Raw genomic sequence first — 26,663 nt, 5'->3', positions numbered from 1 at the left:
TCCCCGCCACGAGAGTGCCCGCAGTGACCCCTGGACGGCGAGGCATCCGGGGGCCGGCCGCCGCTGATCCCTGCTCGACCAGCCGCCCCGAAGGCCCCATCCCCTCTCGCCCGCTGGACGTCTCCTATGCAACCGCATAGCATGCTGTCCGCACGGACAATTCTCTATGCGAATGGACAGGAGCCATGGGCAGTGACGACATCAGGCCGGATCCTGAGGACCTGACCGCTCGGGCGCGGATCAGAGACGCGGCCCTGCGGCATTTCGGGGAGCACGGCTTCGAGAGGGCGACAACCCGGGCGATCGCCGAGACCGCGGGCGTCTCCCCGGGACTGCTGCGCCATCACTTCGGGTCCAAGCAGGCGCTGCGCGAGGCGTGCGACGCCCACCTGGTCAAGCTGATCAGCAGGATCAACGAGCAGGTAGGCGCCGACACGGCCGCCGGCGGCATGAACGGCGTGAACTACGTCGCGGCCTCCATGGCGGCCCTCGGCCCCTACCAGCGATATCTGGCGCGCGCCCTGACCGAGGGATGGGCCGAGCCGGTGTTCGACGCGATGGTCCAGATGGGCGAGCAGTGGCTCGCGGGGCTCGACGAGCGCCGCTCCGATCCTCCCTTCACCGACCGCAAGGCCAGGGCGACGGTGGGCACGGCGATGGCGCTGGCCGTCGGAATCCTTCGCCGACACGTGTCCCGAGGGCTGGGCGTCGACGTGTCCAGCCAGGAAGGCGCCCACCTGCTCGCCCTGACCGTGCTCGACCTCTACTCCCACCCCTGGCTCAGCCCTGAGGAGGCCGCCGCGTACCGCGACGCCCTGGACAGGACCAGGACAGACCCCGGAGCCGCACTCCGTTCGACCGAGGAGCATCCCGATGAGTGACGCGATGTCGGTAACAGGCCTGGTCAAGACGTTCGGCACCACCCGCGCGCTGGACGGGCTCGATCTCGTCGTGGGAACCGGAGAGGTGCACGGCTTCCTGGGGCCCAACGGCGCGGGCAAGAGCACCGCGATCCGCATCCTGCTCGGCCTGCTTCGCGCCGACGCGGGCACCGCCCGGCTGCTCGGCGGCGATCCGTGGGCCGACGCGACGCGGCTGCACCGCAGGCTGGCCTACGTGCCCGGAGACGTCACGCTGTGGCCCCAGTTGTCCGGCGGCGAGGTGATCGACCTGCTCGGACGGCTGCGCGGCGGGCTCGACGAGCGGCGCCGCGCCGAGCTGCTGGAGCGCTTCGACCTGGACCCCCGCAAGAAGTGCCGCGTCTACTCCAAGGGCAACCGGCAGAAGGTCGCCCTGATCGCCGCGCTGGCCTCCGACGTCGAGCTGCTCATCCTCGACGAGCCCACCAGCGGTCTGGACCCCCTGATGGAGGAGGTCTTCCGCGAGACGGTACGCCAGGAGCAGCGCCGCGGAAACCGGACCGTACTGCTGTCCAGCCACATCCTGGCCGAGGTCGAGGCGCTGTGCGACCGGGTGACCATCATCAAGGACGGGCGCACGGTCGAAACCGGCACCCTGGCCGGCCTGCGCCATCTCACCCGCACCTCCATCCAGGCCGACCTGGCGGCGCCGCCGGAGGGGCTGGCCGGCCTGCCCGGCGTGCACGACCTGCGCACCGAGGGCAGCCGGGTGTGGTTCGACGTCGACACCACGGACCTGGACGCCGTGCTGCGCCACCTCACCGGCACCGGCGTACGCGGCCTTGTCAGCCGGCCCCCCACCCTGGAGGAGCTGTTCCTTCGGCACTACGACCGCACCGGCAGGAACGACGGGCGACACGTAGGAGCGGCACGATGACCTCTTTCACGGGCGCCGGTCACCTCGCCCGCCTGGCGCTGCGCCGCGAACGGGCCATCGCCCCTTGGTGGATCCTGCTGATCGCGACCCTGGCTCTGACGATGGTCGCCTACATCAACAGGAACATGGGCACCTACGAGCTGAAACTCGCCTACATCGAGATCATCCGCAGCAACGCCTTCCTCCAAGGGTTAGGCGGGGGATTCGCCGAACCGCGGCTGGAGGTGCTCGCCACGTGGCGCAGCGGCGGGTTCCTCTATCTGGCGAGCGCGTTGGCGGCGGTCATGTCAGTCGTCCGGCACACTCGCGGGGAGGAGGACGCCGGCCGCAGCGAGCTGGTCCGCTCCGCCGTGGTGAGCCGCCACGCTCAGCTGACCGCCGCCATGCTGGTGGCGGCGGGGATCAGTCTGCTCGGGGGGCTGGTGGCGGCCGTCGTGCTGATCGGGGTCGGGCTCGAACCCGTCGGATCGCTGGCCTACGGGGCCGCCATCACGGTGGCGGGCTGGGTGTTCGCGGGCGTCGCCGCCGTCGCCGCCCAACTGGCGCGCGACGCCCGTACGGCCACCGCGATCGGCCTGTCCGTGCTCGCCATCTCCTTCGTGATGCGCTATGCCGGTGATGCGAGCGCCCAGTACTGGCTGAAGTACCTGTCCCCGATCGGCTGGAGCCATCTGGTGCAGCCCTACCAGGACGAGCGGTGGTGGATGCTCGGGATCTCGATCCTGGCCGGCGCCGTCCTGTCCGCCGTCGCCTCTCAGCTGCTCGGCCACCGTGACCTCGGCGCCGGGTTGTTGCCCGAACGCCTCGGGCGCGCGACGGCACCGGAGCTGCGCGGCCCGATCAGTTTGGCCTGGCGGCTGCACCGCGGCCTGCTGCTGAAATGGACGGCCGGGGTCGCGTTCTTCGCGGCGGCGGCAGCCGGGTTGAGCCCGCTGGGCCGGGATCTGCTCTCGCGACCGAGCATCGTGGCCGACAACATCAGGAACACCCTCGGCGTACCCGCAGATCAGACGCTCGGCGCCTACTCCTGGTACATGATCCTGATCCTCGCCTACGCCATCGCCCTCTACCCGGTGCTCATGACACTGCGGCTGCGCTCGGAGGAGACCTCAGGCCGCGCGCAGGCCGTCCAGGCCACCGCGGTGACCCGGCTCCGGTGGGCGGCCGGGCACCTGGTCGTGACCGGGTTCGGCACGACGGCGCTGATGGCCGCCGCCGGGCTCGTGTTCGGCACGCTGTACTCGGCGCTCGTGGGCGACCTCGCCACCGACCTGCCCCGCTTTCTGGCCGGGGCGCTGGGCGCCGTGCCGGCCGCCTGGTGCGTCGGGGCGGCGTGCCTGCTCGCTTACGCGACGCTGCCGCGGGCGAGCGCGGGGATCTCCTGGGCCGTCTGGATCCTGACCGTCGCGCTCGGGCAGGTCGCCGGCCCCCTGTACGGGCGGTGGGGCGGCAGCCCGCTGGAGCCGTTCCACTACATCCCCAACGCCTTCGCCGCAGCACCTATGGACGCTGGACCGATCCTGGCCCTGCTCGCCGTCACGGCGGTCCTGCTCGGCGGCGGACTGCTCGCCCTCCGCCGCCGCGACTTCGGGTGAGCCCACAGGGACACCGGCAGCCGCCTGGTGGACGGGCCCTCCGGGGTGGCAGGACGTGCGCGCCGGTCAGCGCAGCGGTGCCGCCCGGCTGGAGGTGGCAGGACGAGCGCGCCGGTCAGCGCAGCCGGGCGGCCCGGCTGAGGCGGGGGACGCTCGCGATGAGCTTGCGCGTGTACGGGTGCGCGGGGGAGCCGAGCACGTCCGCCGTCGCCCCCTGCTCCACCACGCGCCCCTGCTCGATGACCGCCGTCTCCGCGCACAGCGCCGCCACCAGGCTGAGGTCGTGCGAGACCACCACCACCGTCAGGCCGTGGCTCTCCGCCAGACCGGCGAGCAGCTCCACCACGCGCGCCCGCGTCGACACGTCGAGCGCGCTGACCGGCTCGTCGGCGAGCAGTACGCGCGGCCGGCACACGATGGCCCGGGCGATCGCGATGCGCTGCCGCTGGCCGCCCGAGAACTCGTGCGGGTACCGGCGGGCCGCGTCGGCGGGCAGCTCGACCGAGCGCAGCGCCTCGGCCACCCGATCGGCGGCCTCCTCGCGCCGGGCCGCCCGGGAGCCGGACAGCAGGCCGAGCGAGCGCAGGGGCTCGGAGACGATCCGCTCGACCCGCTGGCGCGGATCGAGCGAGGAGTACGGATCCTGGAACACCGGCTGCACGGCCCGCCGGAACGCCCGGTCGCGCGGGGCGATCGGGGCGCCGTCGAAGAGCACCTGACCGGCCGTCGGCCTGGCCAGGCCCAGCAGCAGCCGCAGCAGCGTGGTCTTGCCGGCTCCCGACTCGCCGACCAGCGCCAGGTTGCGCCCCGTCGTCACGGAGACCGAGACGTCCTCCAGCACCGGACGGCCGCCGCGGTAGGCGAAGCCCACCTCGCGCGCCGCCAGCACCTCCGTCGGCCCCTTCATGGAGCCAGCCGATCCAGCGCGCCCTCCAGCGCCCGCGCGCTGTCCACGAGTGCGCGCGTGTACGGGTGGCGGGGCTCGCGCACGATGTCACGCGTCCTTCCCGACTCCACGCCGGAGCCGTCCTTGAGCACGATCACCCGGTCGGCCACGTCCGCGACGACCGCCAGGTCGTGGCTGATGAACAGCAGTGCCATGTCCCGCCCGGCGACCAGCCGGTCCAGCAGCGTGAGGACCTCGGCCTGCACCGTGACGTCCAGCGCCGTAGTGGGCTCGTCGGCGATCAGCACCTCGGGCTCGCACGCCAGCGCCATGGCGATGGCCACCCGCTGCCGCTGCCCGCCGGAGATCTCGTGCGGGTAGGCGCGGGCGAGGCTCTCCGGCAGGCGTACCTCGCCCAGCGCCGCGGCGACGGCCGCGCGCAGCGGTGCGCCGCGCAGCCCGCGACGGCGGCGGATCGGCCCCGCGATCTGCCGGCCGACGCGCATCAACGGGTCCAGGGCCGTCAGCGGCTCCTGGAAGACCACGCCGACCCTGCGTCCGCGCACCCGGTCCAGCTCCTTGTCGCGGGCTCCGACCACCTGTGTCCCGGCCAGCGTCACGCTGCCGTGCGCGGTCATGCCCGCGGGCAGCAGGCCCATGACGGCCAGCGCGGTCAGCGACTTGCCGGAGCCGGACTCGCCGATGAGGCCGAGCCGCTCGCCGGGAGCGAGGGTGAAGGACAGGTCGCGCACCAGGTCGCGGCCGTCGGCGCGGCGCACCGACAGGCCGGCGACGTCCAGCAGCGTCATCGACTCCTCCTGCGCGTCGGGTCGGCCAGGTCACGGAAGCCGTCGGCCAGCAGGTTCACGCCCACCACGAGGACGACGAGCAGCACGCCGGGCGCGACGGCGCCCAGGGGCGCGGTCAGCACGGTGGCCTGCGCCTCCTGCAGCAGCCGGCCCCACGAGGCGTTCGGCGGCGGAGGCCCCAGCCCGAGGTAGGACAGCGACGCCTCGGCCAGCACGGCCAGCCCGAGCTGGAGGGAGAGGTTGACGAGCAGCGTGGGCCAGATGTTCGGCAGCACGTGCTCGATCACCACGCGTGGCCACGAGGTGCCCGAGGTGCGCGCGGCCGTGACGTAGTCCTGCGCGAGCACGCGCTTGACCAGCACCCGGGTCAGCCGGGCCACGATCGCCGACATGGCCAGCCCGATCGCCAGCACCGCCGACCCGAGCGACGCCTCGCGCGCCGCCACCACCAGCATGGCGAGCAGCAGCGTCGGGAACGCGATGAGGATGTCGAGCGCCGCCGACAGCGCGTCGTCCAGCCAGTCGCTCGCGAACCCGGCCAGCAGCCCGCCGGCCACCCCGAGCAGCGCGCCGAGGAGCACGGAGCCGATCCCGACGGTCAGCGCGATGCGGGCGCCGACCATGAGCTGCGTCAGCAGGTCGCGGCCCAGCTTGTCGGTGCCCAGCAGGTGGCCGTCGCCCGGCGGCGCGAGCCGCCCGCCCGTGGTGTCGGACGGGTCGTACGGCAGCCAGACCAGCGACAGCGCGGCCATGGCGAGGATCAGCCCGGCCAGCACGCAGCCGATCACGAACGCGGTCCGGCCCCTCACGGACGTCCTCCGCCCACGTGGGCCCGCAGCCGCGGGTCGATCAGCCGCTGGACGAGGTCGGCGGCGAAGCCGATCACCAGCACCGCGAACGTGCTCACCACCAGCACGCCCTGGATGACCGGATAGTCGTGCTCGGCGATGCCCTCGACCAGCATCGTGCCGAGCCCCGGCAGCGTGAACACGCTCTCCACGACCACCGCGCCGAGGAACGTCGTGGCCAGCTCGATGCCGAGGATGGACACGACGGGCACCGCCGCGTTGCGCAGCCCGTGCCGCCACATGGCGCCGGCGAACGACGAGCCGAGCGCCCTGGCCGTGCGCAGGTAGTCGCTGCCGAGCACGTCGAGGGTGGCCGAGCGGACGTAGCGGATCAGCGAGGCCGACATGACCAGCGCGATCGTGACGACCGGCAGCGCCAGCGAGGTCAGCGCCCTGCCGGGCTCGGCCCAGTCGCCGCGCGGGAACCCGCCCGCCGGCAGCAGCCGCAACCGCAGCGCGAACACCGTCACCAGCAACATGCCGATCCAGAACGCGGGGACCGCGATGCCGAGCTGCGAGACGCCGTTCAGCAGCAGGCCGTACCAGCGGTCGGACCGCCACGCCGCGACGAACCCGACCGGCAGCGCGATCACCACCGCCAGGACGAACGCCAGCAGCGTCAGCGGCACGGTCACGACCAGCCGCGCGGCGATCTCGGGGCCGACGGGCAGCCTGCTGACGAACGACGTGCCGAGATCCAGCCGCGCGAGCCCGGCCAGCCACGAGCCGAACTGCTGCAGCAGCGGCAGGTCCGAGCCGATCTGCCGGCGCGCCGCCGCGATCTGCTCGGGCGTGGCGCCGACGGACAGCAGCGCGTTCGCCGGGTCGCCGGGCAGCAGCCGCAGCAGCACGAACAGCAGCGCCGCCGCCGCCAGCAGCGAGCCGAGCAGGAAGGCGGTACGGCGCAGCAGGTAGCGCCCCATCAGCCCTTCTTGATGCCGTAGGCGTAGAACTGCGAGTTCAGGCCGTTGACCGGGTAGCCCGACAGGTCGGAGGCCGCCACGACGATCTGCGGGTAGAGGTAGATCCAGTCGCTGGCGGCGTCCTCGGCGATCCGCCGGTTGGCCTTCTTCAGCAGCTCGGTCTGCTCCTCGGCGGTGCTGGCCTGCTCGGCCTGCTCGATCCAGTCGGTGACCTGCTTGTTGTCGTAACCCCAGTAGAAGTCGGGGTCGCCGTACCAGACCACGTCGCGGTCGTTGACGTGCTCCTGCAGCGTCGCCGTGAAGTCGTGGTTCTTGTACACCTTCGTGTACCACTCGTCGGCGGTGATGACGTTGATGTCGACCGTGATGCCCACCTTGGCCAGCTCGCTCTTGATGAACGTGGCCGCCGTCGGGTGCGGGTCGTAGTTGGGCGTGTCGAGGGTGAACCGGAAGCCGTCGGCGTACCCGGCCTGCGCGAGCTGCTTCTTGGCCAGCTCGACGTCGTACGGGTTGACCGAGGTCAGGTCCTCGTACCACGGGTCGGTGGGGGGCACCATCGAGCCGATCACGCTGCCGTGGCCGGCCCAGACCGACTCCAGCAGCTTGGCGTCGTCGACGGCCGAGGAGACGGCCTTGCGCACCAGCGGCTCGTCGAACGGCGCCTTGCGGTCGTTGAAGGCCAGCAGCAGCTTGGTCGTCGAGTGGCCTTCGCTGATCTTGTAGTCGGGGTTGCCGGTGAACTGCGCCAGCGCGTCGGGGCTCTGCTGGCTGGTGACGATGTCCACGGCTCCGGTGATCAGGGCGTTGTTGAGCGCCGTGGCGTCGGTGAAGTAGTGGAACACCACGCCGCCGTTGGCGGGAGCCGTCCCCCAGTACCCGGGGAAGGGCTCCAGGCTGAGGGTGGAGCCGCGCTTCCAGCCGCCCAGCTTGTACGGCCCCGTGCCGTCCTCGCCCGTCGTCAGGTCCTTGCCTTCGGCGTTGACGACCCAGACGTAGCTCAGGTTGTAGACCAGCGAGATCGACCGGCTCGACAGCTTGACCACGACCGTGGCGTCGTCGGGCGCCTCGACGGACTCGATCGCCGTGAGGCTGCTCTTGCGCGCCGACTGCGAATCGTCGGAGATGACCCGCTCGATGCTGGTCTTCGCGTCGGCGGCGGTCAGCGCCTTGCCGGAGTGGAACCTCACACCCTGACGGAGCTTGAAGGTGTACGTCAGGCCGTCGTCGGAGACCTCGTAGCTCTCGGCCAGCAGGTTCTCCACCTTGCCGTCGTCGGTCAGCTTGAACAGGCCCTCGTAGACGTTGCCGTTGAAGGCCTCCGTCACGCCTTGACCGCCGCCGGCGGTGTTGTCGAGGTTCTGCGGCTCGTACAGCGAGCCGATCTCGATCGTCGCGCCGGCGTCGGGCGTCCCGGCCGAACCGCCGCCCGGCTCGCCGCCGCCGGATCCGCACGCGGCGAGAGCGAGGGCGAGCGCGGCGATCACGCCGACGAACTTGCTGGTCAACGTCACTCCATAAAATCTCAGTAGGTTTAGTGGACTATACCTTCCAAATTGTCGCAAACCTCGCTTGCCGCACGACGGACGGTAGCAGGACCGCATTCCAGGCAATTCCTATTGACTTAGAGGGTAATACTGCGCAGCATGGCGGTATGGCCTCCACTGAGCTCGATCTCCCCGCGGCGTCCAGGGCGGCGCCGGTCCGATGGCGTCTTCCCGGCGGCACAGGGTGGCGGCTGGTCAGTCCGCTGGCGCTGCTCGCGCTCTGGCAGCTCGCCAGCTCCACGGGGCTGCTGCCGGAGCGCCTGCTCGCCGCTCCCTCCGCCGTCGCCGCCACCGCGCTCGACCTCGTGAGCTCCGGGACGCTGCCCGAGGCCCTGGCCGTCTCGCTGGGCCGCGTCGCCGCCGGGTGCTCCGTCGGCGCGGTCGCCGGAGTCGGCCTCGCGCTCGTCGCGGGGCTCAGCCGGGCGGGGGAGTACGCCGTGGACCCGCCCATGCAGATGCTCCGCGCCCTGCCGCTGTTCGGCCTGATCCCGCTGTTCATCCTGTGGTTCGGGATCGGTGAGACGCCCAAGGTCACGCTGCTGGCACTCGGGGTGGCGTTCCCGCTCTACCTCAACACCTTCGCCGGGATCAGGGGAGTGGACGCCAAGCTGGCCGAGGTCGCCGACGTGCTGCGGCTGAGCCGCGGCGAGCTGATCCGGCACGTCGTGCTGCCGGGCGCGCTGCCGCAGGTGCTCGTGGGGCTGCGGCAGAGCCTGGGCGTGGGCTGGCTGGTGCTCATCGTGGCCGAGCAGGTCAACGCCGACTCCGGCCTCGGCTACATGATCAACGATGCCCGGGAGTTCCTGCGGACCGATGTGATCGTGGTCGGCCTGCTCGTGTACTGCGCGCTCGGCCTCGTCACCGACTGGCTCGTCCGGCTGCTGGAGAGGAGGGCGCTGGCATGGCGACGCGGGCTGCTCGGCTGAGCGCGGAGCCGGCCGCCGGGCAGGCGGCCGGCGTACGCGGCCTGACCCGGAGCTTCGGCGACCGGCGCGTCCTCGGCGGCATCGACCTCGACATCGCGCGCGGTGAGTTCGTGGCGCTGCTCGGGCGCAGCGGCTCGGGCAAGTCCACGCTGCTGCGCGTGCTGGCCGGGCTCGACCGCGAGGCGCGCGGCGAGATCGGCGTGGACGCGGCGGTGGCGGTGGCGTTCCAGGAGCCCCGCCTGGTGCCGTGGAAGCGGGTCCTCGCCAACGTCGCGCTCGGGCTGCGCGGCCACGACCCCGTGGGGCGGGCGCGCGCCGCGCTGGCCGAGGTGGGACTGACCAAGCACCTGAACGCCTGGCCGCTGACCTTGTCGGGCGGCGAGGCCCAGCGCGTCTCGCTGGCGCGCGCCCTGGTGCGCGAGCCCGCTCTGCTCCTGCTGGACGAGCCGTTCGGCGCGCTCGACGCGCTCACCCGGATCTCCATGCACCGGCTCGTCCTCGACCTGTGGGAACGCCACCGGCCCGGCATCCTGCTCGTCACCCACGACGTGGACGAGGCCCTGCTGCTGGCCGACCGGGTGCTCGTGCTCGACGAGGGCCGCATCGCCCACGAGAGCGCCGTGCCGCTGGCCAGGCCCCGGCATCGCGACCACCACGACCTCGTCGCCCTGCGCGCCGGCCTGCTGCGGCGGCTCGGTGTCGACCCGGAGGAGACCGCGTGAAAGCCATCAGAGCCGTCGTGCTCGCCGTCATGCTCGCCTGCGCGGCGGCCTGCGGCGGATCCGGAGGCGCCGCCGACGCGGCCGACGGCGGGCGGGTGACGCTGCGCGTCGGCGACCAGAAGGGAACCGGCATGCAGGCCCTGCTCGAAGCCTCCGGCCAGCTCAAGGACCTTCCCTACGACATCACCTGGTCGCAGTTCACCTCCGGGCCGCCCATGCTGGAGGCCGTCAACGCCGGCTCCGTCGACGTCGGCACCGTGGGGAACGCGCCGCCCGTCTTCGCCGCCGCGGCCGGGTCGAAGATCACCATCGTCGGGGTGTCGGAGAAGGGCCTCGGCGGGCAGGCCGTCGTGGTGCCGTCCGGCTCGCCCATCACGACCGTCGCCGGGCTCAAGGGCAAGAAGATCGCGGTCGCCAAGGGCAGCTCGGCGAACTACCACCTGCTCGCCGTGCTGAAGAAGAACGGGCTGAGCTTCGCCGACATCAGCCCGCAGTACCTGCAGCCACCCGACGCGCTGGCCGCGCTGTCCACCGGTCGCGTCGACGCGTGGGCGATCTGGGACCCGTACACCGCCCAGGCCCAGCACCAGATCGGCGCGCGCATCCTGGTGGACGCCACCGGGTACGCCAACGGCTTCGAGTTCCAGATCGCCGGGACCGACGCCCTCGGCGACCCCGCCAGGGCCAGGGCGCTGGGCGACCTCATGGCCCGTGTCCGTCGCGCCCACACCTGGGCCAACGAACACCCCGCGGAGTGGACCGAGGTCTACGCCCGGCTCACCGGGCTGGCCCCCGGCGTCATCGCCATGGCGGTGCCGCGCAACCGCTACACCGACCTCAAGCTCGACGCCGACGTCATCGGCCGCGAACAGCAGGTCGCCGACGCCTTCGCCGAAGCCGGGCTGATCCCCGGCACCGTCGAGATCGCCGACATCACCGACGCCAGGTACAACGAGGGAGCGCAGTGAAGTTCCACTGGTTTCTGCCCACGAACGGAGACAGCAGGCAGCTCGTCGGGGGCGGTCACGGCCTGACCCGTGACCACGGGCACCGAGGCGGCCTCCGCGAGCCCGACATCGAATACCTCGCCCAGGTCGCCCGCTCGGCCGAGCAGCTCGGCTTCGAGGCCGTGCTCACGCCCACCGGCACGTGGTGCGAGGACGCCTGGCTCGTCACCGCCGCGCTGACCCGGGAGACCGAACGGCTGAAGTTCCTGGTCGCCTTCCGGCCCGGCTTCCTGTCGCCCACGCTCGCCGCGCAGATGGCCGCCACGTACCAGCGCATGTCGCGCGGCAGGCTGCTGCTGAACGTCGTCACCGGCGGGGAGGACGCCGAGCAGCGCCGCTTCGGCGACCACCTGTCGCACGACGAGCGGTACACGCGTACCGACGAGTTCCTCGGCATCGTGCGCGGCGCGTGGAGCGGCACGCCGTACGACTTCAAGGGCGAGCACTACCACGTGGACGGCGCGACCGTCTCGATCCCGCCCGACCCGCTGCCGCGGATCTACTTCGGCGGCTCCTCGCCCGCCGCGGGGCCGGTGGCCGCCCGGCACGTCGACGTCTACCTCACCTGGGGCGAGCCGCCCGCGCAGGTCGCCGGCAAGATCGCCTGGATGCGGGAGCTGGCCGCGGCGGAGGGCCGCGAGCTGCGCTTCGGGATCAGGCTGCACGTCATCTCCCGCGACACGGACGCCGCCGCCTGGGCCGAGGCGGAACGGCTGCTGTCCGCGATCGACCCCGCCGACATCGCCCGCGCCCGTACGGTGCTGGGCCGCAGCTCGTCGGTCGGGCAGCAGCGCATGCTGGCGTTGCAGGCCGGCTTCGACGGCGGCGACGTCAGGTCCCTGGAGATCCACCCCGGGCTGTGGGCGGGCGTCGGGCTGGTGCGCGGCGGGGCCGGCACGGCCCTGGTCGGCAGCCACGCCCGGGTGGCCGAGCTGGTGGAGGAGTACGCCTCGCTGGGCGTCGAGGAGTTCGTCCTGTCGGGCTACCCGCACCTGGAGGAGGCCTACTGGTTCGGTGAAGGAGTCCTGCCCCGCTTCACCCGCTGACGTCCGGGTCCGTCGTCCCGGGGTTGTCGAAGCGGCGCCGGGACCCCTCGATGTGGTCGAGGTGGCGGCGGGTCCACGCGCACACGGCACCGGCCATGTCGCGCAGGGCCCTGTCCGGCTCGGTGAGGCGGTAGTCGACGCGCGGCGGCACCGTCGCGTACACGGTCCTGTGCACCACTCCGTCTCTGCACAGGGTGCCCAGGACCGGCCACCACTGGCGGTACCTCGTCCCGAGGCTCACGGCCCGGCACACCGTCGTCGTGCCGGACCTGCGCGGCCTCGGCGACTCCGACCATCCGGCGGACGGGTACGACTCCGCGACGATGAGCGACGACATCGCCGCGTTGATGGCCTTTCTCGGGCACGACTCCTACGGCGTGATGGGCGAGGGCTGGGGGTGGTGATCGGCTACCAGCTGGCCGCCCGGCACCGTGATCGCGTCGACGCCCTGGTGTTCGCCGAGGCGTTGTTCCCCGGGTTGGGCTTCGAGGACCACACGGCGCTGACCGTGGAGAACGTCTCGGGCGGGCTGTTCCTGTGGCACCTCGGTTTCTCCTTCCAGCCGGACGTGCCCGAGATGCTGATCGCCGGGCACGAACGCGAGCTGATTCACGTACATGATCAAGAACGAGCGCGTCCACCCGGACACCGCCACACCCGACGCCCTGCTCGTCGACGCCGAGCAGAACCGGCAGGCGGCGCGGACGAAGCTGGACATCCCGGTGCTGGCCCTCGGGAGCGAGGCGTTCATCGGCGAGCGGAACGAGGCCCAGATGCGGCTGCTCGCCCATGACGTCACCGGCCACGTCCTCGCCGCCGGGCACGACCTCACCGAGGAGGTGCCGGACGAGGTGGCCGAGGTGGTGCTGCCCTTCCTGGCCAAGCTGTGCCCTCCGCTCCGATCACGCCGTGGCGTCCCCGGCGGGCCGGCGGCGCAGCCACCCGAGGACCGGCGGGCCGCCCGCGAAGCACCACAGCGCCACCACCGGGTCACAGACGGCGCAGCCGAAGGAGGAGTGCTCCGCGAAGGGCAGGATGGGACTGCCCTGGAGATGGTGCACGACGTCCCAGGCGGTGTGCAGCAGCCAGCCGACGCCGATCCACGTCCAGCTGTTCAGGCCCCGGTAGGCGACGTAGGTCATGACGACCGGCAGGACGAACTCCGCGTACCCGAGCCCCCCTCCGCTGAGGTAGGCGGCGCCCGCGCCCGCGACGAGCACGGCGTTGACCTGCCGCCGGTGCGGCTCCGGGATCAGGGAGAGGAGGCAGACGCAGATCAGTCCGATGACGATCGGCATGACGATGAACATGGGGTGCGGCATCCGTTCTGAGGTGGTCGGTCCGCGCCGCGTTCCCGCGGCGCGGCCGCCACGCTAGTGCGGCCGTCCGCGGTCTCCCATGGGCCGGAACGACAATCTCCCACGGGTTCCCGCCACCTCCCGCGGCCGTCTCCGGCGAGGCGCCTACGGTGTCCTCATGCACACGGTGGCGGTCCTGGCTCTGGACCATGTGGTGGCGGCCGACCTGGCGATGCCGGTCGAGGTGTTCGGGCGTACCCGGCTGGCCGACGGGCGCCGGCCGTACCGCGTCCTGGTCTGCGCGGCGGCGCCGCGGGTGGCGAGCGACACCTTCACCCTCGTCGCGCCGCACGGCCTGGAGGCGCTGCGCGAGGCCGGCACGATCGTCGTGCCGGGCTGCTCCGAGGACGCCGCCCCGCCCCCGTCCGAGGTGCTCGACGCCCTGCGCGCGGCCGCGGCCGCCGGCACCAGGATCGCCTCCATCTGCGCGGGAGCGTTCACGCTCGCCGCGGCCGGGCTGCTCGACGGGCTGAGCGCGACCACGCACTGGATGGCGGCCGGGCGGCTGGCCCGGATGTTCCCGCGGGTGGACGTGCGGCCGGACGTGCTGTACGTGGACAACGGCCGGATCCTGACCTCGGCGGGCGCCGCCGCCGGGCTCGACCTGTGCCTGCACCTGGTCCGGCGCGACTACGGCTCCGCGGTCGCCGCCGACTCGGCCCGGCTGTCGGTGATGCCGCTGGAACGCGAGGGCGGCCAGGCGCAGTTCATCAGCCACGCCCGGCCGCCCGTGCCGCAGGGTTCGCGGCTGGAGCCGGTGCTGTCGTGGATCGAGGACAACCTCGACCAGGCCGTCACGCTGGCCGACCTGGCCAGGCGCGGCGGCATGAGCGAGCGCACCTTCAGCCGCCGCTTCCGCGAGCAGACCGGCACCACCCCGCTGCAGTGGCTGCTGCGCGCCCGCGTACGACGGGCGCAGCTCCTGCTGGAGACCACCGACCACGGCGTCGAACGCGTCGCCGCGCAGGCCGGCTTCGGCTCGGCCACCGCGTTCCGCGAGCGCTTCAAACGCGTCGTCGGCGTCACCCCTCAGTCCTACCGCTCCTCCTTCCGCTCTCGTTGAGCGGCGGTCAGCGGCCGATCGGGTGCCAGACCGTCTTGGTCTCCACGAACGGCCTGATGCGCGACAGCCCGGGATCCGGGTCGGCCCAGTCGTCCTGGCCGGGCCGCAGCACCCGCTTGAGCGTGGTCGCCGCGAGGGCCTCCAGCTCGGCCGCCAGAGCGCCCGCGCCGGTCAGGTCGAGGGCGTTGACGTCGGCGTGGCCGGCCAGCGGCGGGGCGAGCTCGGCCAGGCGGCCGGTCAGGATGTTCGCGACGCCCGCCGGCAGGTCGGAGGTGGCCAGCGCCTCGGCCAGCGTGACGGCCGGCAGCGGGGCGCGTTCGCTCGCCACCAGCACCGCCGTGTTGCCGGCGGTAATCACCGGGGCGAGCACGGAGACCAGCCCGAGCAGCGGCGAGCCAGGCGGCCCGAAGACGCCCACGACGCCGGTCGGCTCCGGCTGGGACAGGTTGAAGTACGGGCCGGACACCGGGTTGGCGCCGCCCAGCACCTGGCCGAACTTGTCCGCCCACCCGGCGTAGTAGACCCAGCGGTCCACGGCCGCCGACACGATCGCCTGCGCCCGGCCCGTGCCCACCCCCTCCGCGGCGGCGACCTCCTCGGCGAACTGGGCCCGCCGGCCTTCCATCATCTCGGCGATCCGGTAGAGGATCTGCCCCCGGTTGTACGCCGTCCGCCCCGACCAGCCGGGGAACGCCTTGCGCGCGGCCACCACGGCGTCGCGCGCGTCCTTGCGGGAGGCCAGGGCGGCGTTGGCGAGGTGCACTCCTGCCGACGACGTCACGGGATACGACCTGCCTGATTCCGAGCGCGGGAAAGCGCCCCCGACATAGAGCTTGTACGTCCTGCGCACGGGAATGCGCGGGGGGATGCGCGAAGGGTTGTCAGCCAAGGTAAGCCTCCAGCCCGTGCCTGCCGCCCTCGCGGCCGTAACCGGACTCCTTGTAGCCGCCGAAAGGGCTGGCCGGGTCGAACACGTTGAAGGTGTTGGACCACACCACGCCGGCGCGCAGCCGGCTCGCGGTCCACAACATCAGGGAGCCCTTCTCCGTCCACACCCCGGCCGAGAGCCCGTACGGCGTGTTGTTCGCCTTGGCGACGGCCTCCTCCGGGGTGCGGAAGGTGAGGACCGACAGCACCGGCCCGAAGATCTCCTCGCGGGCGATCCGGTGCGCCTGCGTGACGCCGGTGAACACGGTGGGCGCGAACCAGTAGCCGCGCTCCGGGAGGGGGCACGGCGGCGACCAGCCCGTGGCCCCCTCCGCCTCGCCGGCGGCGGCCAGCTCGCGGATCCTGGCCAGCTGCGCGGCGGAGTTGATCGCGCCGATGTCGGTGTTCTTGTCCAGCGGATCTCCCAGGCGCAGCCGCTCGATCCTGGCGCGCAGCCGCGCCAGCAGCTCCTCGGCGATCGACTCCTGCACCAGCAGCCGCGAGCCCGCGCAGCACACGTGGCCCTGGTTGAAGAAGATCCCGGACACGATGCCCTCGACCGCCTGGTCGATCGCCGCGTCCTCGTAGACGATGTTGGCGCCCTTGCCGCCCAGCTCCAGCGTCAGCCGCTTGCCCGTGCCCGCCACGGCGCGGGCGATCTGCTTGCCCACCTCGGTCGAGCCGGTGAAGGCGACCTTGTCGGCGTCCGGGTGGGCGACCACGGCGCGGCCGGTGTCGCCGGCGCCGGTGACGATGTTCACCACGCCGGGCGGCAGGTCCGCCTCCTGGCAGATCTCGGCGAACGCCAGCGCCGTCAGCGGCGTGGTCTCCGCGGGCTTGAGCACCACGGTGTTGCCGGTGGCCAGCGCGGGCGCGACCTTCCAGGCCAGCATCATCAGCGGGAAGTTCCACGGGATGACCTGCGCGGCCACGCCCAGCGGCCGGGCCGGACCGAGCCCCGCGTGCGCCAGCTTGTCGGCCCAGCCGGCGTGGTAGAAGAAGTGGGCCGCGACCAGCGGCAGGTCGACGTCCCTGGTCTCCTTGATCGGCTTGCCGTTGTCCAGCGACTCCAGCACGGCGAGCTCGCGGGCGCGTTCCTGGATGATCCGCGCGATCCGGAACAGGTACTTGCCGCGCTCGGCGCCCGGCAGGGCCGACCACACCCGCTCGAACGCCCGCCGCGCGGCGGCGAACGCGCGCTCCACGTCGGCCTCGCCGGCGGCGGCCACCTCGGCCAGCGGCTCCTCGTCGGCCGGGTTGACCGTGACGATGCGCTCGTCGCTCTTGGCCTCGACGAACTCGCCGTCGATGAACAGGTCGTACGACGGCCGGATGGACACGATGGACCGTGACTCCGGCGCGGGGGCGTACTCGAAGATCTCCACGCCTCTCCCTAGTCGATGGTGTAGTAGTCGGGGCCGCCGTAGTGGCCGGTGCCGAGCTTGGTGCGCTGCATGAGCAGGTCGTTCAGCAGCGTCGAGGCGCCGAGCCGGAACCACGCCGGGTCCAGCCAGTCGTCCCCGGCGATCTCCTTGACCAGCACCAGGTAGCGGATCGCGTCCTTGGCGGTGCGGATGCCGCCGGCCGCTTTCACCCCCGCCTGCCGTCCGGTGGCGGCCCGGTAGTCCCTGACGGCCTCCAGCATGACCAGGGTGACCGGCAGGGTCGCGGCGGGCGTGACCTTGCCGGTGGAGGTCTTGATGAAGTCGGCCCCGGCGTGCAGCGCCAGCCAGGACGCCCGGCGTACGTTGTCGTAGGTGACCAGTTCGCCGGTCTCCAGGATGACTTTGAGGTGGGCGTCGCCGCAGGCGGACTTCGCCGCGGTGATCTCGTCGAAGACCTTGCGGTGGTCGCCCGCCAGGAACGCCCCCCGGTCGATGACCATGTCGATCTCGGTGGCGCCCGCGGCCACCGCCGCCCGGGTGTCGGCCAGCTTGACCTCCAGCGGCGTACGCCCGGCCGGGAAGCCCGTGGCGACCGAGGCGAGGCCGACCCCGCTGCCCGCCAGGGCCTGCGCGGCCACTGCGATCATGTCGGGGTAGACGCACAGCGCGGCGACCGGGGGAGCGGTCGGGTCGGCCGGGTCGGGACGTTTCGCCTTGGCGGCCAGCGCACGCACCTTGCCCGGGGTGTCCGCCCCTTCCAGGGTGGTCAGGTCGACCATCCTGATGGCCAGGTCGAGCGCCGCCCGCTTGGCCGTGGTCTTGATGGACCGGGTGGCCAGCTCGGCGGCCCGCCGGCGGACGCCGACCTCGTCGACGCCGGGCAGGCCGTGCAGGTAGCTCCGCAACGAGCCGGGGATGGTGTCAGGCACGAGCGCCACGCCTCTCGATGAGCATGTTGAGGACGAGGGCGACCAGCAGGATGAGTCCGGTCACCACCATCTGGAAGAAGGAGCCGAGGCCGAGCAGGTTGCACAGGTTCCGCAGCACCGACAGCAGCAGCACCGCCACGAACGTGCCGAACACGCCGCCCCGGCCGCCGAACAGGTTGGTGCCGCCGAGCACCACCGCCGCGATCGCGTCCAGCTCCAGCCCGTTGAACGCGGTGGGCTGGCCCACGGTCAGGCGGGAGGTCAGCAGCACCCCGGCCAGCGCCGCCAGCGCGCCGGACACCGCGAACACGGTGGTGATCACGCCGCGCACGGGCAGCCCGGACAGCCGAGCCGCCTCCTTGTTGCTGCCGACCGCGTAGACGTACTCGCCGAACGTGGTGCCGCGCAGCACCACGGCGGCCAGCACGGTGATCACCACGAAGATGATCCCGACGATCGGGACGTAGCCGATGAAGCCGCCGCCCAGCAGCTGGAACGCCTCCGAGCCGCTCGCCTCCGCCGGCTTGCCGTCGGTCAGCAGGTACGTGAGCCCGCGCACGGCGGTCAGCCCCGCCAGCGTGGTCATGAACGACGGCAGCGACAGGTAGGCCGACAGGCCGCCCATGAACGCGCCGAACACCGCGCCGGCCGCGACGCTGACCAGGATCGCCGGCACGACCGGCACGCCGGCCGCCATGAGCAGCGCGATGGCCATGCCGCCGAACGCGGCCACGCTGCCCACCGACAGGTCGATGCCGGCCGTCAGCACCACCATGGTCATGCCGATGGCGACGATGCCCGTCAGCGACGACTGCTGCAGCAGGTTGGCGATGTTGCGGCCGGTCAGGAACTGCGGCGCCAGCAGCGACGCGACCACGCACAGGGCGAGGAAGACCAGCAGCAGGTTCGACTTGACGATCAGGTCGGCGCCGCGGCGCGAGCGGGCGCCGCCTTCCTTCCCTGCGGTCGCGGTCACCGTGGATCCGATGGATGCGGTCATGGTGTGGCTCCTGTGATGACGGTGTGCGCGATGACGCTCTCCGGGCTGACCCGGGGGTCGAAGCACGCGACGTTGCGGCCCTCGTACAGGACCTGGATCCGGTCGGCGTTGGCGGTCAGCTCGTTGAGCTCGCTGCTGGCGAGCAGGACGGCCACGCCCTGGTCGGCGAGGTGGCGCACCTGCCGGTACAGGTCGGCCTTGGCGCCGACGTCGAGGCCGCGCGTGGGCTCGTCCAGCAGCAGGACCCTGATCCCGCCGCGGGTGATCCACTTGGCCAGCACGACCTTCTGCTGGTTGCCGCCGGACAGCTGGCCCACGGGCTGGCCAGGCCCGGCCGCCTTGACGCCCAGGCTCGCGAGCGCCGGCTCGGTGACGCGCCGCCCCAGCCGGCCCGGCAGCAGCCACGGCGGCCGGCCGAGCGCGCTGATCGCGGCGTTGCGGCTCACGGAGAGCCCGAGCATCAGGCCCTGCTCCTTGCGGCTCTCCGGCACCAGCGCCAGGCCCGCGCGCACGGCGGAGGCCGGGCCGGCGACCTTGAGCGGGCGGCCGTCCAGCCGGGCCGCCACGTGTGCCCTGAGGTCGCCGAACAGCGCGCGCAGCAGGGTGGTGCGTCCCGCGCCGCCCAGCCCGGCGAGCCCGACCACCTCGCCCGGCCGCACGTCGAGGCCGCGTACGTCGATCAGCCCCGGCACGTGCACCCGCTCGACGCTGAGCAGCGGCTCGCCCTCGGGCACGGGACGGCCGGTCGCGCCCACGAGCTCCCTGGCCTCGCCGATCATCGCCGCCACGATCTCGTCACGGCCGGTCGAGGCCAGGTCGTAGACCCCCGCCGTACGGCCGTCGCGCAGCACCGTGGCGCGGTCGCCGATCTCCATCACCTCCTCCATCCGGTGCGAGATGAAGATCACCGAACGGCCCTCCGCGGTGAGGGACCGGATGACGTCGAAGACACCGCGCAGCTCGCTCTCGCTGAGCGTGGCGGACGGCTCGTCCATGACGATGACGCGCGCGTCGGCGGTCAGCGCCTTGGCGATGGCGGTGAGCTGCTGGGCCGCGATCGGCAGGTCTCGGACGCGCGTGGTCACCGGGAAGGTCGCGCCGACCCGGTCCAGCGCCTCGCGGGCCAGCCGGCCCCGCCGCCCCCGCCGTACGAACGGGCCGAGCCGCGGCGCCCTGCCCAGCAGCAGGTTCTGCGCCACGGTGAGGTCGGGCAGCAGGTCCAGCTCCTGATAGATCACGGCGATGCCGGCCGCCAGCCCCGCGTGCGGGGTGGCGGGACTGAAGGGCCGCCCGTCCAGCAGGATCGTCCCCTCGTCCGGCCGGTACGAGCCCGCCAGGATCTTCATGAGCGTGCTCTTGCCGGCCCCGTTCTCGCCCAGCAGGCAGTGCACCTCGCCGGGGCGCACGCTCAGCTCCACGCCGTCCAGGGCGACGGTGCCGGGGAAACGTTTGACGATCCCGGTCATGCGCAGCCGTTCGGCGGTCATGACTCCTCCAGCAGGTGAGTGGCGTTCTGGTCGTCGACGATCAGCACGTCGCACAGGCCGCTCGTCACGACGGCCCGGCACACCGCCCGCTTCGCCTCGCCGCTGACCAGCGCGACCGAGGTGGTGGCCGAGCGCAGGACGTCGAGGGAGAGGCCGAGCGTGCGCCGGTCCAGCTCGGGGTCGGCGATCCGGCCGCGCGCGTCGATGAAGCGGCCCAGCACGTCGCCCACCGCGCCCGCGCGCCCGAGCCTGGCCAGGTCGGCCGCGTCGATCTGGCCGGAGTCCACCAGCACCGAGTCGCTGCCCATGCCGCCGGGGCTGAACAGGAACAGGTCCGCCCGGGTGGCCAGCGCCAGCACGTCGGAGACGGACCGGTCGCTCTCCAGCGCCTTCCTGGTGCTCTCCTGCTCCAGGATCGCCGGCGCCGGCAGCAGCGTCGCCGTGCCGCCGCCGCGGTGGGCGATCAGGCTCGCCATGCTGCGCGCGCTGGTCGGCTGCCGTGACCTGCTCAGCGCGCCGTTGATCTGCACCACGTTGACGCCCGTGGCCCACCCGGGGGTGAGCCCGCCGGCCAGCCGATCGAGCGTGCGTCCCCAGGAGACCCCGATCAGCCGGGGCACGGGCCGCAGCTCCATCAGGTGGTCGGCGCCCGCCGCGGCCACCCGGTCGCGCACCTGCTCGTCGTCGCCGCTGCCGCCGTTCGCGACGACGATGGCGTCCCGCAGCCCGAAGCGCTCCTTGAGCGAGCGCTCCAGGGCATGCACCCGGGAGCGCGGATGGAGCACCTCGATCCGGACGATGCCGACCTCGCGCGCCTCGGCCAGCATCCGGCCCACCTTCCAGCGGGTCAGGTGCAGCGCGTGGGCGATCTGCTCCTGCGTCTCGCCGCCCTCGTAGTAGCGGACGGCCACCTGGTAGAGCTGGTCCTCGTCGGTCATGAGCGGGACCTCTCGCTCAGCCGGTGGGAGATCTCCGTCGTGGCGGCGCTGGCCGCGCGGTAGTCGGCGTAACCGCCGCGGTACGCCTCCACGTGCGCGGCGACCGGCTCCACCGTGCGGACGCGGGGCGCGTACTGCGCTGCCGCCTCCGTCAGGGAGGCGTGCCGTCCTGAGGCGACCGAGGCCAGCACCGAGCAGGCGCGCAGCGTGAGGTTGTCGCCGGCGACGAGGTGGACCGGCCGGCCGAGCACGTCGGCGGTCGTCCGCAGCCACAACTCGTTGTGCCGGATGCCGCCCGACAGGAAGACCTCGTCCACGGGGACGCCGCCGTCGGCGAAGGAGTCGAGGACCTGGCGGGTGCCGTACGCGACGCCCTCCACGGCCGCCCGGTAGACCTGCTCGGGAGAGCTGGCCAGGGTCAGCCCGAGCACCGCGCCCCGCAGGTGCGGGTCCCGCAGCGGCGTGCGGTTGCCCATGAAGTAGTCCAGGACGATCAGGCCGTGGTCGACCGGCGGCAGCGCCGCCGCGGCCTCGATGAGCCCGCCGAGATCGGCCCGGGGCCGTCCGATGAGCCGCTCGCCCGCCCAGGCCAGCACGGAGCCTGCGCTCACCTGGCCGCCCTCCACGAGCCAGCGGCCCTCGTGCAGCGCGTCCGGGTACGGCCCCCAGACGGTGGGCGGGAAGACCGGTTCGTCGATCTCCGTCACGAACGCGTTCGACGTGCCGCAGACCATCGACACCCGCCCCGCGGGCGCGCCGCCGACGGCCAGCAGCGACAGATGCGCGTCGATCCCGCCGGACGCGACGACGGCCGGGCCGGTGACGCCGAGCTCGGCGCGGGCGGCGGCGCTGAGCGGGCCGACCGGGTCGCCGACGGGTACGACGTCGTCCGGCAGCTTGCCGCCGAGGTCGCCGATGCCGAGCGAGTCGTACAGGTCGTGCGGGACGCCCGCCCCGCGCGGGTCGTAGTTGCTCTTGCACACCGCGTTCATCCGCGAGCCGGCCCAGCGGCCGGTGAGCCGCCAGACCAGGTAGTCGACCGCCTCGGTGATGCGCGCGGCGGCCCGGTAGGTCTCGGGCTCGTGACGGGCCAGCCACATGGCCTTGGGCACCAGCCACTCCACCGCGTTGCTGCCGCCGGAGTAGCGCAGGACCGGGTGCCCGGTCCGCGCGGTCAGCGCCGACTCCTCACCCGCCCGGCAGTCCATCCACAGCAGCGCCGGCCGCAGCGGACGCCCGTGCCGGTCGAGGACGGCCACCGTCGAGGCCGTGGTCGCCACCGCGACCCCGGCGATGGGCGGGTTGCCCGCCTGGGCGAGCGCCTTGCGCACCGCGTGCACGCTCGCCCGCCACCAGTCGTCCGGGTCCTGCTCGGCCCAGCCGGGCCGCGGAAAACTCGTCGGGTACGCGTCGTCGCCCGCCCCCATCGGCGAACCGGCCACGCTGTAGACCGCCGCCCGCGCGCCTTCGGTTCCCAGGTCGAGGGCGAGGAAAGCAGTCACCGTCACTCCTCGTTCGGCAGGAAGAGGACCTTGGAGCTGAAGATCGACCGCTCGCCGAGGCTGACCATGGTCTCGGGCAGCGCGTCCAGCCCCAGCTCGTGCGTGATCATGAACTTCCACGCCAGGTCACCCGAGGCCAGCGCCCTGGCGGCCACCCGCCACTCCTCCCCGGGGAACGGCGCCGAGAAGGAGTTCCACGCGCCGTGCAGGGTGACCTCGCGGCGCAGGAACGAGCCGAAGGTCGACTTGGGCAACACCACCGGCTCGTGCGGGATGCCGATGAACACCGCCTCGCCGTGCCGGGCCACCAGGCTCACCGCCTGGTCGATCGTGGCGGGCACGCCCGCGGACTCGATCACCACGTCGTAGCCGTCACCCGCCGGCTCGGCGGCCTCCCGCACGCTGGTCGCGGTGTGCGTGGCGCCGGCCTCGGTCGCCATGGCGGCCTTCTGCTCGTTCAGCTCGATCACGAGCACCTCGGACGCCCCGGCCATCCTGGCCCACTGCACGGCGAACAGCCCGATCGGACCGGCGCCGACCACCGCCACCCGGCGGCCGCCGCGCATGTTCGTGCGCCACAGGGCGTGCAGCGCGATCGCCGCCGGGTCCAGCATGGCGGCCGCCCGCGGGTCGAGGCCGGCGGGCAGCACCATGAGGTTGTCCGCCGGCACGGTGACGTACTGCGCGTACGCCCCGTCCCTGCGGCTGCCGAAGTAGCCGTAGTTCTTGCACAGGCTGAAGTGGCCCTGGCTGCAGGGGGCGCACTCGTGGCAGGGGATGAGCGGCGGCACGGTGACCAGGTCGCCCTCGCGTACCTGGCCGGCGGCGGCCAGGCGGTCGCCGAGGCGTACGACGTGCCCCGAGAACTCGTGGCCGCAGATGATCGGGAAGTGGTAGGCCCCCGCGTGCAGCATGCGCGGGATGTCCGACCCGCACACCCCGCAGGCCGCCACCCTGACGAGCGCCTCGCCGGGGCTCGGCTCGGGCACGGGCACCTGTTCCACCCTGATGTCGCCGGGGGCGTGCAGCACCGCGGCCTTCATGGTTTCCGGCATCGTTGTTCTCCTTGTGCCTGTGACTACTGGCCTGCCTGGGCGAACTCGCCGGGCCCGATGTACTCGCCGGCGTTGTCCGTGTCGATCAGCGCGGTGCCCGCGTCGATGGAGGGCTCGACCTTCTCGCCCTTCTGGACCTTGAGCACCGTCTCCACGGCCTTCGTGCCGAGCGAGATGGGGTCGTTGAGCGCGGTGGCCACGTACTGGCCGGACGGGATCTGCTTGACCGCCTCCATGAGCCCGTCGACGCCGGCGACCAGGACCTTGGCCTTGCCGTTCTCCTTGAGGACCTGGAGCGCGCCGAGCGCCATGTCGTCGTTGTGCGCGTAGACGGCGGCCACGTCGGGGTGGACCTGGAGCAGGTCCTGCATCGCGGTGACCGCCTTGGAGCGCACGTAGTCGGAGTACGGCCCCTCGACGATCTGGATCTTGGCGTTGGCCGCCACGGCCTCGTGGAACCCCGCGCTGCGGTCGCGCGCCACGGCGCCGCCGGCGTCGCCGCGGATCTCGATGACCTTGCCGCCCCGGGCGCCGAGCTGCTCGCTGAGCCGCTTGCCGACGAGCGCGCCCATCGCCTTGTTGTCGCGCCCGACGTGCGCGACCGCGCCCTCGGGCACCGGCCGGTCCACGGTCACGACCGGGACGCCGGCCGCCTCGGCCGCGGCGATGCCCGGCTGCACGCCCTGGGGGTCCACCGGGTTGATGAGCAGGACGTCGACCTGCCGGGTGATGAGGTCCTGGATGTCGTTGTTCTGCTTGGTGACGTCGCCGCCCGCGTCGGCGAAGTACAGCTCGGCGCCGGCCTGCTTGGCGGCGGCCTCGGCTCCTTCGCGGAGCTGGACGTAGAAGGGGGACTGCTGCGTCGCCTGGCTGAATCCGATGGCGACCGGGCCGTCGTCCTGACCGCCGGCGCCCTCGGTGGTTCCGCCGGGGGTGGTGGACACCGAGCAGGCGGACATGAGGCTGACCAGGAGGAGGGGGATGGTTAGTGACCGGAATGCACGCATATGGGCCTCCGTATGTGACTTTGGTAACGCACCGTAAGTCGGGTTTTAACCTGGATGCAACACTTGAGCCGGAATTTGCTCATATGAGCAGAGACGGGAGAATGATCGTCCGGAGCCGGAGGTGTTCTCAGAGTTTCCGCAGGTGAAGCCTGTTGTGTGTCTTCTCCGGCGGTGAGCGCTCGGGCCGGGTTCACCGGGGCGTGGCCACCCTGGAAAGCGCTCCACCCCCGGAGCGGCGGCCGGCGCGTGCCCGGGCGGGTTCGTCCGCTGGGACCCGTGTGCTAAGGGAGGGCGACGGGCCCCCAGCATGCACGCCGGCCCGCTCGGAGCCGAGCCGGTCGGCCAGGTAGCCGATGGGGGTGGTGCGGGCGAGAGGGCCGGGCCCCAGCGCGGCCCTCCGTTCGAGGCCGGCGGCGCATGCCCGGCGACGAATCCGTGCCGCACGCGTCCGGAGCCGACGGGGTTACACGCGGCATCGGGGCCGTCCATCAGGGCGGCGATGTCGCCGATCCGGGCCGGCTCGCGATCGCGTCGTGCGGTCCCGTCAGCCCGAGGGGCCGGCAGGAGGGCAGGCAGCGGTCAGCGGACTGCCGCATCGGGGTTCGGCCGCGCCCTCGCGCGAACCTCGGCCTTCAGCCCTGGCGTCAGCGGCTATCCTGAGGCCTCCCGATCACGCGATGATCATCGGCGGGGGAGGACAGGCATGCAGGGTGGCCGGCCTGGAGTGCGCCGGGTGCGCATGATCGACGTGGCCAACTCGCTCGGCCTGTCCCGGGCCACCGTCTCGCTGGTGATGCGGAACAGTCCCCTGGTGTCCGAGGCCACCAGGAACGCCGTGCTGGCCGAGGCCGAGCGGCTGGGATACATCTACAACCAGGCCGCCGCCAACCTGCGGACCCAGCGCAACGACCTGGTCGGGCTGGTGATGCCCGACGTGATGAACCCGTTCGTCGCCGAGGTGTCGCTGGGCGTGCAGGAGGTGCTCGGCGAGGTCGGCTTCTTCGTCATGATCGCCAACACCGTCGACCGGGTCGGCGTGCAACGGCAGATCCTGGGTTCGCTGGTCGGGCACCGGGCGGCCGGCGTGGTGACCATCCCCGCCCTGACCTCGACCGCGGACGACTTCGCCGGCCTGCGCCAGAGCGGCCTGCCGACGGTGCTGCTGCTGCGCCGCATCGACGGCGTCGACCTGCCGTTCGTCGGCACCGACGAGGCGGCCATCGGCCGGCTCGGCGCCGAGCACCTGACCGCCGTGCACGGCTGCCGCCGGGTGGCCTATTTCGGCGGCGACCCGCTGGCCTCGCCCCGGGTCGGCCGCATGGAGAGCTTCCTGCGGGCGGTCACCGAGGCCGGCGCCGGGTGGGACGCGGCGTGGTCGCAGCCGCTCGACGCGACCGCGGACGCCGCCTACCGCCGCGCCGCCGAGCTGCTGGAAGCCGGGCCGCCGCCCGACGGGGTGCTGTGCCACAGCGACAACGTGGCCTACGGCCTGGCCAGGGCGCTGCGGCTCGGCACGCCCGAGGCCGCGCCCTGCGCGGTGCTCGGCATCGACGACCTCCACCAGTCGGCGATGTGGAACCCGTCGATCAGCAGCATCGCCACCGACCCGGTCGAGCTGGGCCGGGTCTGCGGCCGGGTGCTGCTGGCCGAGATGGGCATGCCGGCCGAGGGCAGCCGTGTCCCGCCGGCCCCGGAAATGCACGCGCGCGCCTCCTGCGGCTGCCACTGAGCGACCTGGCCTGCCGGCCGTGCCCGGCTGGGCGACCCGCCGAGCCGGCGTGCCGGTCGGCTGAGTGCGGCCCCGAGATCCACGTGGCTGTCACTGAGCGACCTGCGGATTCGTGAGAACCGTATTTCATGGTTGACCTGTAGGTTTATATGGTTTAGGTTGACCTTCGGTTTAGATCGA

The 26,663-nt window shown here is 72.7% G+C and carries 27 protein-coding genes; 10 read left to right on the top strand and 17 right to left on the bottom strand.

Features of this window, described 5'->3' with window-relative positions:
• Positions 1-185: 185 nt before the first annotated feature.
• From ACIBP6_RS11075 to ACIBP6_RS11065, 3 genes are read left to right on the top strand one after another with little or no spacing between them, the layout of a single operon-like run.
• The gene (locus ACIBP6_RS11075; RefSeq protein WP_397051019.1) at positions 186-881 is read left to right on the top strand and encodes a TetR/AcrR family transcriptional regulator; all 696 of its coding nucleotides are present in this window, start codon (positions 186-188) and stop codon (positions 879-881) included.
• Positions 874-1,797 carry an ABC transporter ATP-binding protein gene (locus tag ACIBP6_RS11070; RefSeq protein ID WP_397051017.1) on the top strand — a complete coding sequence of 308 codons (924 nt, stop codon included), beginning with the start codon at positions 874-876 and terminating at the stop codon, positions 1,795-1,797. Before ACIBP6_RS11075 ends, ACIBP6_RS11070 begins: the two co-directional genes overlap by 8 nt.
• A complete protein-coding gene (locus ACIBP6_RS11065; RefSeq protein ID WP_397051015.1) occupies positions 1,794-3,392 on the top strand; it encodes an ABC transporter permease in 1,599 nt (532 codons plus the stop codon). The genes ACIBP6_RS11070 and ACIBP6_RS11065 overlap by 4 nt, the downstream gene beginning before the upstream one ends.
• A gap of 115 nt (positions 3,393-3,507) precedes the next feature.
• On the opposite strand, the gene ACIBP6_RS11060 is transcribed toward ACIBP6_RS11065, so the two are convergent.
• From ACIBP6_RS11060 to ACIBP6_RS11040, 5 genes are read right to left on the bottom strand one after another with little or no spacing between them, the layout of a single operon-like run.
• Entirely contained in the window at positions 3,508-4,299 is a 792-nt protein-coding gene (locus ACIBP6_RS11060) for an ABC transporter ATP-binding protein (RefSeq protein WP_132609758.1), read from the bottom strand.
• A complete protein-coding gene (locus tag ACIBP6_RS11055) occupies positions 4,296-5,087 on the bottom strand; it encodes an ABC transporter ATP-binding protein (RefSeq protein WP_397051013.1) in 792 nt (263 codons plus the stop codon). Before ACIBP6_RS11055 ends, ACIBP6_RS11060 begins: the two co-directional genes overlap by 4 nt.
• Positions 5,084-5,896: an ABC transporter permease gene (locus tag ACIBP6_RS11050; protein WP_397051011.1), complete on the bottom strand. Its 813-nt coding sequence runs from the start codon at positions 5,894-5,896 to the stop codon at positions 5,084-5,086. Before ACIBP6_RS11050 ends, ACIBP6_RS11055 begins: the two co-directional genes overlap by 4 nt.
• On the bottom strand, positions 5,893-6,858 hold the full coding sequence (locus ACIBP6_RS11045; protein ID WP_397051009.1) for an ABC transporter permease: 966 nt from the start codon (positions 6,856-6,858) through the stop codon (positions 5,893-5,895). The genes ACIBP6_RS11050 and ACIBP6_RS11045 overlap by 4 nt, the downstream gene beginning before the upstream one ends.
• The gene (locus ACIBP6_RS11040; protein WP_397051007.1) at positions 6,858-8,363 is read right to left on the bottom strand and encodes an ABC transporter substrate-binding protein; all 1,506 of its coding nucleotides are present in this window, start codon (positions 8,361-8,363) and stop codon (positions 6,858-6,860) included. The genes ACIBP6_RS11045 and ACIBP6_RS11040 overlap by 1 nt, the downstream gene beginning before the upstream one ends.
• Positions 8,364-8,509: 146 nt before the next feature.
• On the opposite strand from ACIBP6_RS11040, the gene ACIBP6_RS11035 reads away from it, so the two are divergent.
• The 4 genes from ACIBP6_RS11035 to ACIBP6_RS11020 are packed head-to-tail and all read left to right on the top strand — an operon-like array spanning position 8,510 to position 12,103.
• Positions 8,510-9,328 carry an ABC transporter permease gene (locus tag ACIBP6_RS11035; protein WP_397051005.1) on the top strand — a complete coding sequence of 273 codons (819 nt, stop codon included), beginning with the start codon at positions 8,510-8,512 and terminating at the stop codon, positions 9,326-9,328.
• Positions 9,304-10,050 (top strand): ABC transporter ATP-binding protein, encoded by a 747-nt coding sequence (locus ACIBP6_RS11030; protein WP_397051003.1) that lies wholly within the window; start codon positions 9,304-9,306, stop codon positions 10,048-10,050. The genes ACIBP6_RS11035 and ACIBP6_RS11030 overlap by 25 nt, the downstream gene beginning before the upstream one ends.
• Entirely contained in the window at positions 10,047-11,018 is a 972-nt protein-coding gene (locus tag ACIBP6_RS11025) for an ABC transporter substrate-binding protein (protein ID WP_397051001.1), read from the top strand. The genes ACIBP6_RS11030 and ACIBP6_RS11025 overlap by 4 nt, the downstream gene beginning before the upstream one ends.
• Positions 11,015-12,103: an LLM class flavin-dependent oxidoreductase gene (locus tag ACIBP6_RS11020; protein WP_397051000.1), complete on the top strand. Its 1,089-nt coding sequence runs from the start codon at positions 11,015-11,017 to the stop codon at positions 12,101-12,103. Before ACIBP6_RS11025 ends, ACIBP6_RS11020 begins: the two co-directional genes overlap by 4 nt.
• On the opposite strand, the gene ACIBP6_RS11015 is transcribed toward ACIBP6_RS11020, so the two are convergent.
• On the bottom strand, positions 12,093-12,278 hold the full coding sequence (locus ACIBP6_RS11015) for a winged helix-turn-helix transcriptional regulator (protein ID WP_397050998.1): 186 nt from the start codon (positions 12,276-12,278) through the stop codon (positions 12,093-12,095). The two genes, ACIBP6_RS11020 and ACIBP6_RS11015, sit on opposite strands and share 11 nt — an antisense overlap.
• A gap of 19 nt (positions 12,279-12,297) precedes the next feature.
• Between ACIBP6_RS11015 and ACIBP6_RS11010 the strand changes: the two genes are divergently transcribed.
• Positions 12,298-12,507 (top strand): alpha/beta fold hydrolase, encoded by a 210-nt coding sequence (locus tag ACIBP6_RS11010; RefSeq protein WP_397050996.1) that lies wholly within the window; start codon positions 12,298-12,300, stop codon positions 12,505-12,507.
• Here the strand turns inward: ACIBP6_RS11010 and ACIBP6_RS11005 are convergent.
• On the bottom strand, positions 12,474-12,821 hold the full coding sequence (locus ACIBP6_RS11005; protein WP_397050995.1) for a hypothetical protein: 348 nt from the start codon (positions 12,819-12,821) through the stop codon (positions 12,474-12,476). The two genes, ACIBP6_RS11010 and ACIBP6_RS11005, sit on opposite strands and share 34 nt — an antisense overlap.
• Before the next feature lie 184 nt (positions 12,822-13,005).
• The gene (locus ACIBP6_RS11000) at positions 13,006-13,401 is read right to left on the bottom strand and encodes a DUF6010 family protein (protein WP_397050993.1); all 396 of its coding nucleotides are present in this window, start codon (positions 13,399-13,401) and stop codon (positions 13,006-13,008) included.
• A 178-nt stretch (positions 13,402-13,579) separates the two neighbouring features.
• Here ACIBP6_RS11000 and ACIBP6_RS10995 point away from each other — a divergent pair, with 178 nt between their 5' ends.
• Positions 13,580-14,524: a GlxA family transcriptional regulator gene (locus ACIBP6_RS10995; protein ID WP_397050991.1), complete on the top strand. Its 945-nt coding sequence runs from the start codon at positions 13,580-13,582 to the stop codon at positions 14,522-14,524.
• Between the two features lie 7 nt (positions 14,525-14,531).
• Here ACIBP6_RS10995 and ACIBP6_RS10990 read toward each other — a convergent pair whose 3' ends face one another.
• From ACIBP6_RS10990 to ACIBP6_RS10950, 9 genes are read right to left on the bottom strand one after another with little or no spacing between them, the layout of a single operon-like run.
• On the bottom strand, positions 14,532-15,413 hold the full coding sequence (locus ACIBP6_RS10990; RefSeq protein WP_397050989.1) for an aldehyde dehydrogenase family protein: 882 nt from the start codon (positions 15,411-15,413) through the stop codon (positions 14,532-14,534).
• Entirely contained in the window at positions 15,406-16,830 is a 1,425-nt protein-coding gene (locus ACIBP6_RS10985; RefSeq protein WP_397051510.1) for an aldehyde dehydrogenase family protein, read from the bottom strand. The genes ACIBP6_RS10990 and ACIBP6_RS10985 overlap by 8 nt, the downstream gene beginning before the upstream one ends.
• Positions 16,831-16,844: 14 nt before the next feature.
• On the bottom strand, positions 16,845-17,765 hold the full coding sequence (gene deoC, locus ACIBP6_RS10980) for a deoxyribose-phosphate aldolase (protein WP_397050987.1): 921 nt from the start codon (positions 17,763-17,765) through the stop codon (positions 16,845-16,847).
• Complete coding sequence (locus tag ACIBP6_RS10975) at positions 17,758-18,765, bottom strand: ABC transporter permease (RefSeq protein WP_397050985.1); 1,008 nt, start codon at positions 18,763-18,765, stop codon at positions 17,758-17,760. Before ACIBP6_RS10975 ends, deoC begins: the two co-directional genes overlap by 8 nt.
• Positions 18,762-20,252, bottom strand: a complete 1,491-nt coding sequence (locus ACIBP6_RS10970; RefSeq protein WP_397050983.1) for a sugar ABC transporter ATP-binding protein — start codon at positions 20,250-20,252, stop codon at positions 18,762-18,764. The genes ACIBP6_RS10975 and ACIBP6_RS10970 overlap by 4 nt, the downstream gene beginning before the upstream one ends.
• A complete protein-coding gene (locus ACIBP6_RS10965; RefSeq protein WP_397050981.1) occupies positions 20,249-21,190 on the bottom strand; it encodes a sugar-binding transcriptional regulator in 942 nt (313 codons plus the stop codon). Before ACIBP6_RS10965 ends, ACIBP6_RS10970 begins: the two co-directional genes overlap by 4 nt.
• Positions 21,187-22,692: a ribulokinase gene (locus tag ACIBP6_RS10960; protein ID WP_397050980.1), complete on the bottom strand. Its 1,506-nt coding sequence runs from the start codon at positions 22,690-22,692 to the stop codon at positions 21,187-21,189. The genes ACIBP6_RS10965 and ACIBP6_RS10960 overlap by 4 nt, the downstream gene beginning before the upstream one ends.
• A 2-nt stretch (positions 22,693-22,694) precedes the next feature.
• Positions 22,695-23,747: a galactitol-1-phosphate 5-dehydrogenase gene (locus tag ACIBP6_RS10955; protein ID WP_397050978.1), complete on the bottom strand. Its 1,053-nt coding sequence runs from the start codon at positions 23,745-23,747 to the stop codon at positions 22,695-22,697.
• 23 nt (positions 23,748-23,770) lie between these two features.
• Entirely contained in the window at positions 23,771-24,754 is a 984-nt protein-coding gene (locus tag ACIBP6_RS10950; RefSeq protein ID WP_397050976.1) for a substrate-binding domain-containing protein, read from the bottom strand.
• A 703-nt stretch (positions 24,755-25,457) separates the two neighbouring features.
• On the opposite strand from ACIBP6_RS10950, the gene ACIBP6_RS10945 reads away from it, so the two are divergent.
• Entirely contained in the window at positions 25,458-26,483 is a 1,026-nt protein-coding gene (locus tag ACIBP6_RS10945; protein ID WP_397050974.1) for a LacI family DNA-binding transcriptional regulator, read from the top strand.
• Positions 26,484-26,663 lie beyond the last annotated feature (180 nt).

Origin of the sequence: Nonomuraea terrae (genome assembly GCF_044465245.1) — a bacterium.
GTDB classification, from domain to species: domain Bacteria; phylum Actinomycetota; class Actinomycetes; order Streptosporangiales; family Streptosporangiaceae; genus Nonomuraea; species Nonomuraea terrae.
The sequence above is the reverse complement of the archived record's forward strand: the minus strand, read 5'-3'. Positions and strand labels throughout refer to the sequence as shown.

Bases quoted from the DNA above. Each gene is read 5' to 3' on its own strand.
- ACIBP6_RS11000 (WP_397050993.1), bottom strand. From the start codon at position 13,401: ATGCCGATCGTCATCGGACTGATCTGCGTCTGCCTCCTCTCCCTGATC.
- ACIBP6_RS11005 (WP_397050995.1), bottom strand. From the start codon at position 12,821: ATGTCCAGCTTCGTCCGCGCCGCCTGCCGGTTCTGCTCGGCGTCGACG.
- ACIBP6_RS10955 (WP_397050978.1), bottom strand. From the start codon at position 23,747: ATGCCGGAAACCATGAAGGCCGCGGTGCTGCACGCCCCCGGCGACATC.
- ACIBP6_RS10950 (WP_397050976.1), bottom strand. From the start codon at position 24,754: ATGCGTGCATTCCGGTCACTAACCATCCCCCTCCTCCTGGTCAGCCTC.
- ACIBP6_RS11030 (WP_397051003.1), top strand. From the start codon at position 9,304: ATGGCGACGCGGGCTGCTCGGCTGAGCGCGGAGCCGGCCGCCGGGCAG.
- ACIBP6_RS11055 (WP_397051013.1), bottom strand. From the start codon at position 5,087: ATGACGCTGCTGGACGTCGCCGGCCTGTCGGTGCGCCGCGCCGACGGC.
- ACIBP6_RS10995 (WP_397050991.1), top strand. From the start codon at position 13,580: ATGCACACGGTGGCGGTCCTGGCTCTGGACCATGTGGTGGCGGCCGAC.
- ACIBP6_RS11035 (WP_397051005.1), top strand. From the start codon at position 8,510: ATGGCCTCCACTGAGCTCGATCTCCCCGCGGCGTCCAGGGCGGCGCCG.
- ACIBP6_RS11045 (WP_397051009.1), bottom strand. From the start codon at position 6,858: ATGGGGCGCTACCTGCTGCGCCGTACCGCCTTCCTGCTCGGCTCGCTG.
- ACIBP6_RS11065 (WP_397051015.1), top strand. From the start codon at position 1,794: ATGACCTCTTTCACGGGCGCCGGTCACCTCGCCCGCCTGGCGCTGCGC.
- ACIBP6_RS11070 (WP_397051017.1), top strand. From the start codon at position 874: ATGAGTGACGCGATGTCGGTAACAGGCCTGGTCAAGACGTTCGGCACC.
- ACIBP6_RS11075 (WP_397051019.1), top strand. From the start codon at position 186: ATGGGCAGTGACGACATCAGGCCGGATCCTGAGGACCTGACCGCTCGG.
- ACIBP6_RS11060 (WP_132609758.1), bottom strand. From the start codon at position 4,299: ATGAAGGGGCCGACGGAGGTGCTGGCGGCGCGCGAGGTGGGCTTCGCC.
- ACIBP6_RS10945 (WP_397050974.1), top strand. From the start codon at position 25,458: ATGCAGGGTGGCCGGCCTGGAGTGCGCCGGGTGCGCATGATCGACGTG.
- ACIBP6_RS10970 (WP_397050983.1), bottom strand. From the start codon at position 20,252: ATGACCGCCGAACGGCTGCGCATGACCGGGATCGTCAAACGTTTCCCC.
- ACIBP6_RS10965 (WP_397050981.1), bottom strand. From the start codon at position 21,190: ATGACCGACGAGGACCAGCTCTACCAGGTGGCCGTCCGCTACTACGAG.
- ACIBP6_RS10975 (WP_397050985.1), bottom strand. From the start codon at position 18,765: ATGACCGCATCCATCGGATCCACGGTGACCGCGACCGCAGGGAAGGAA.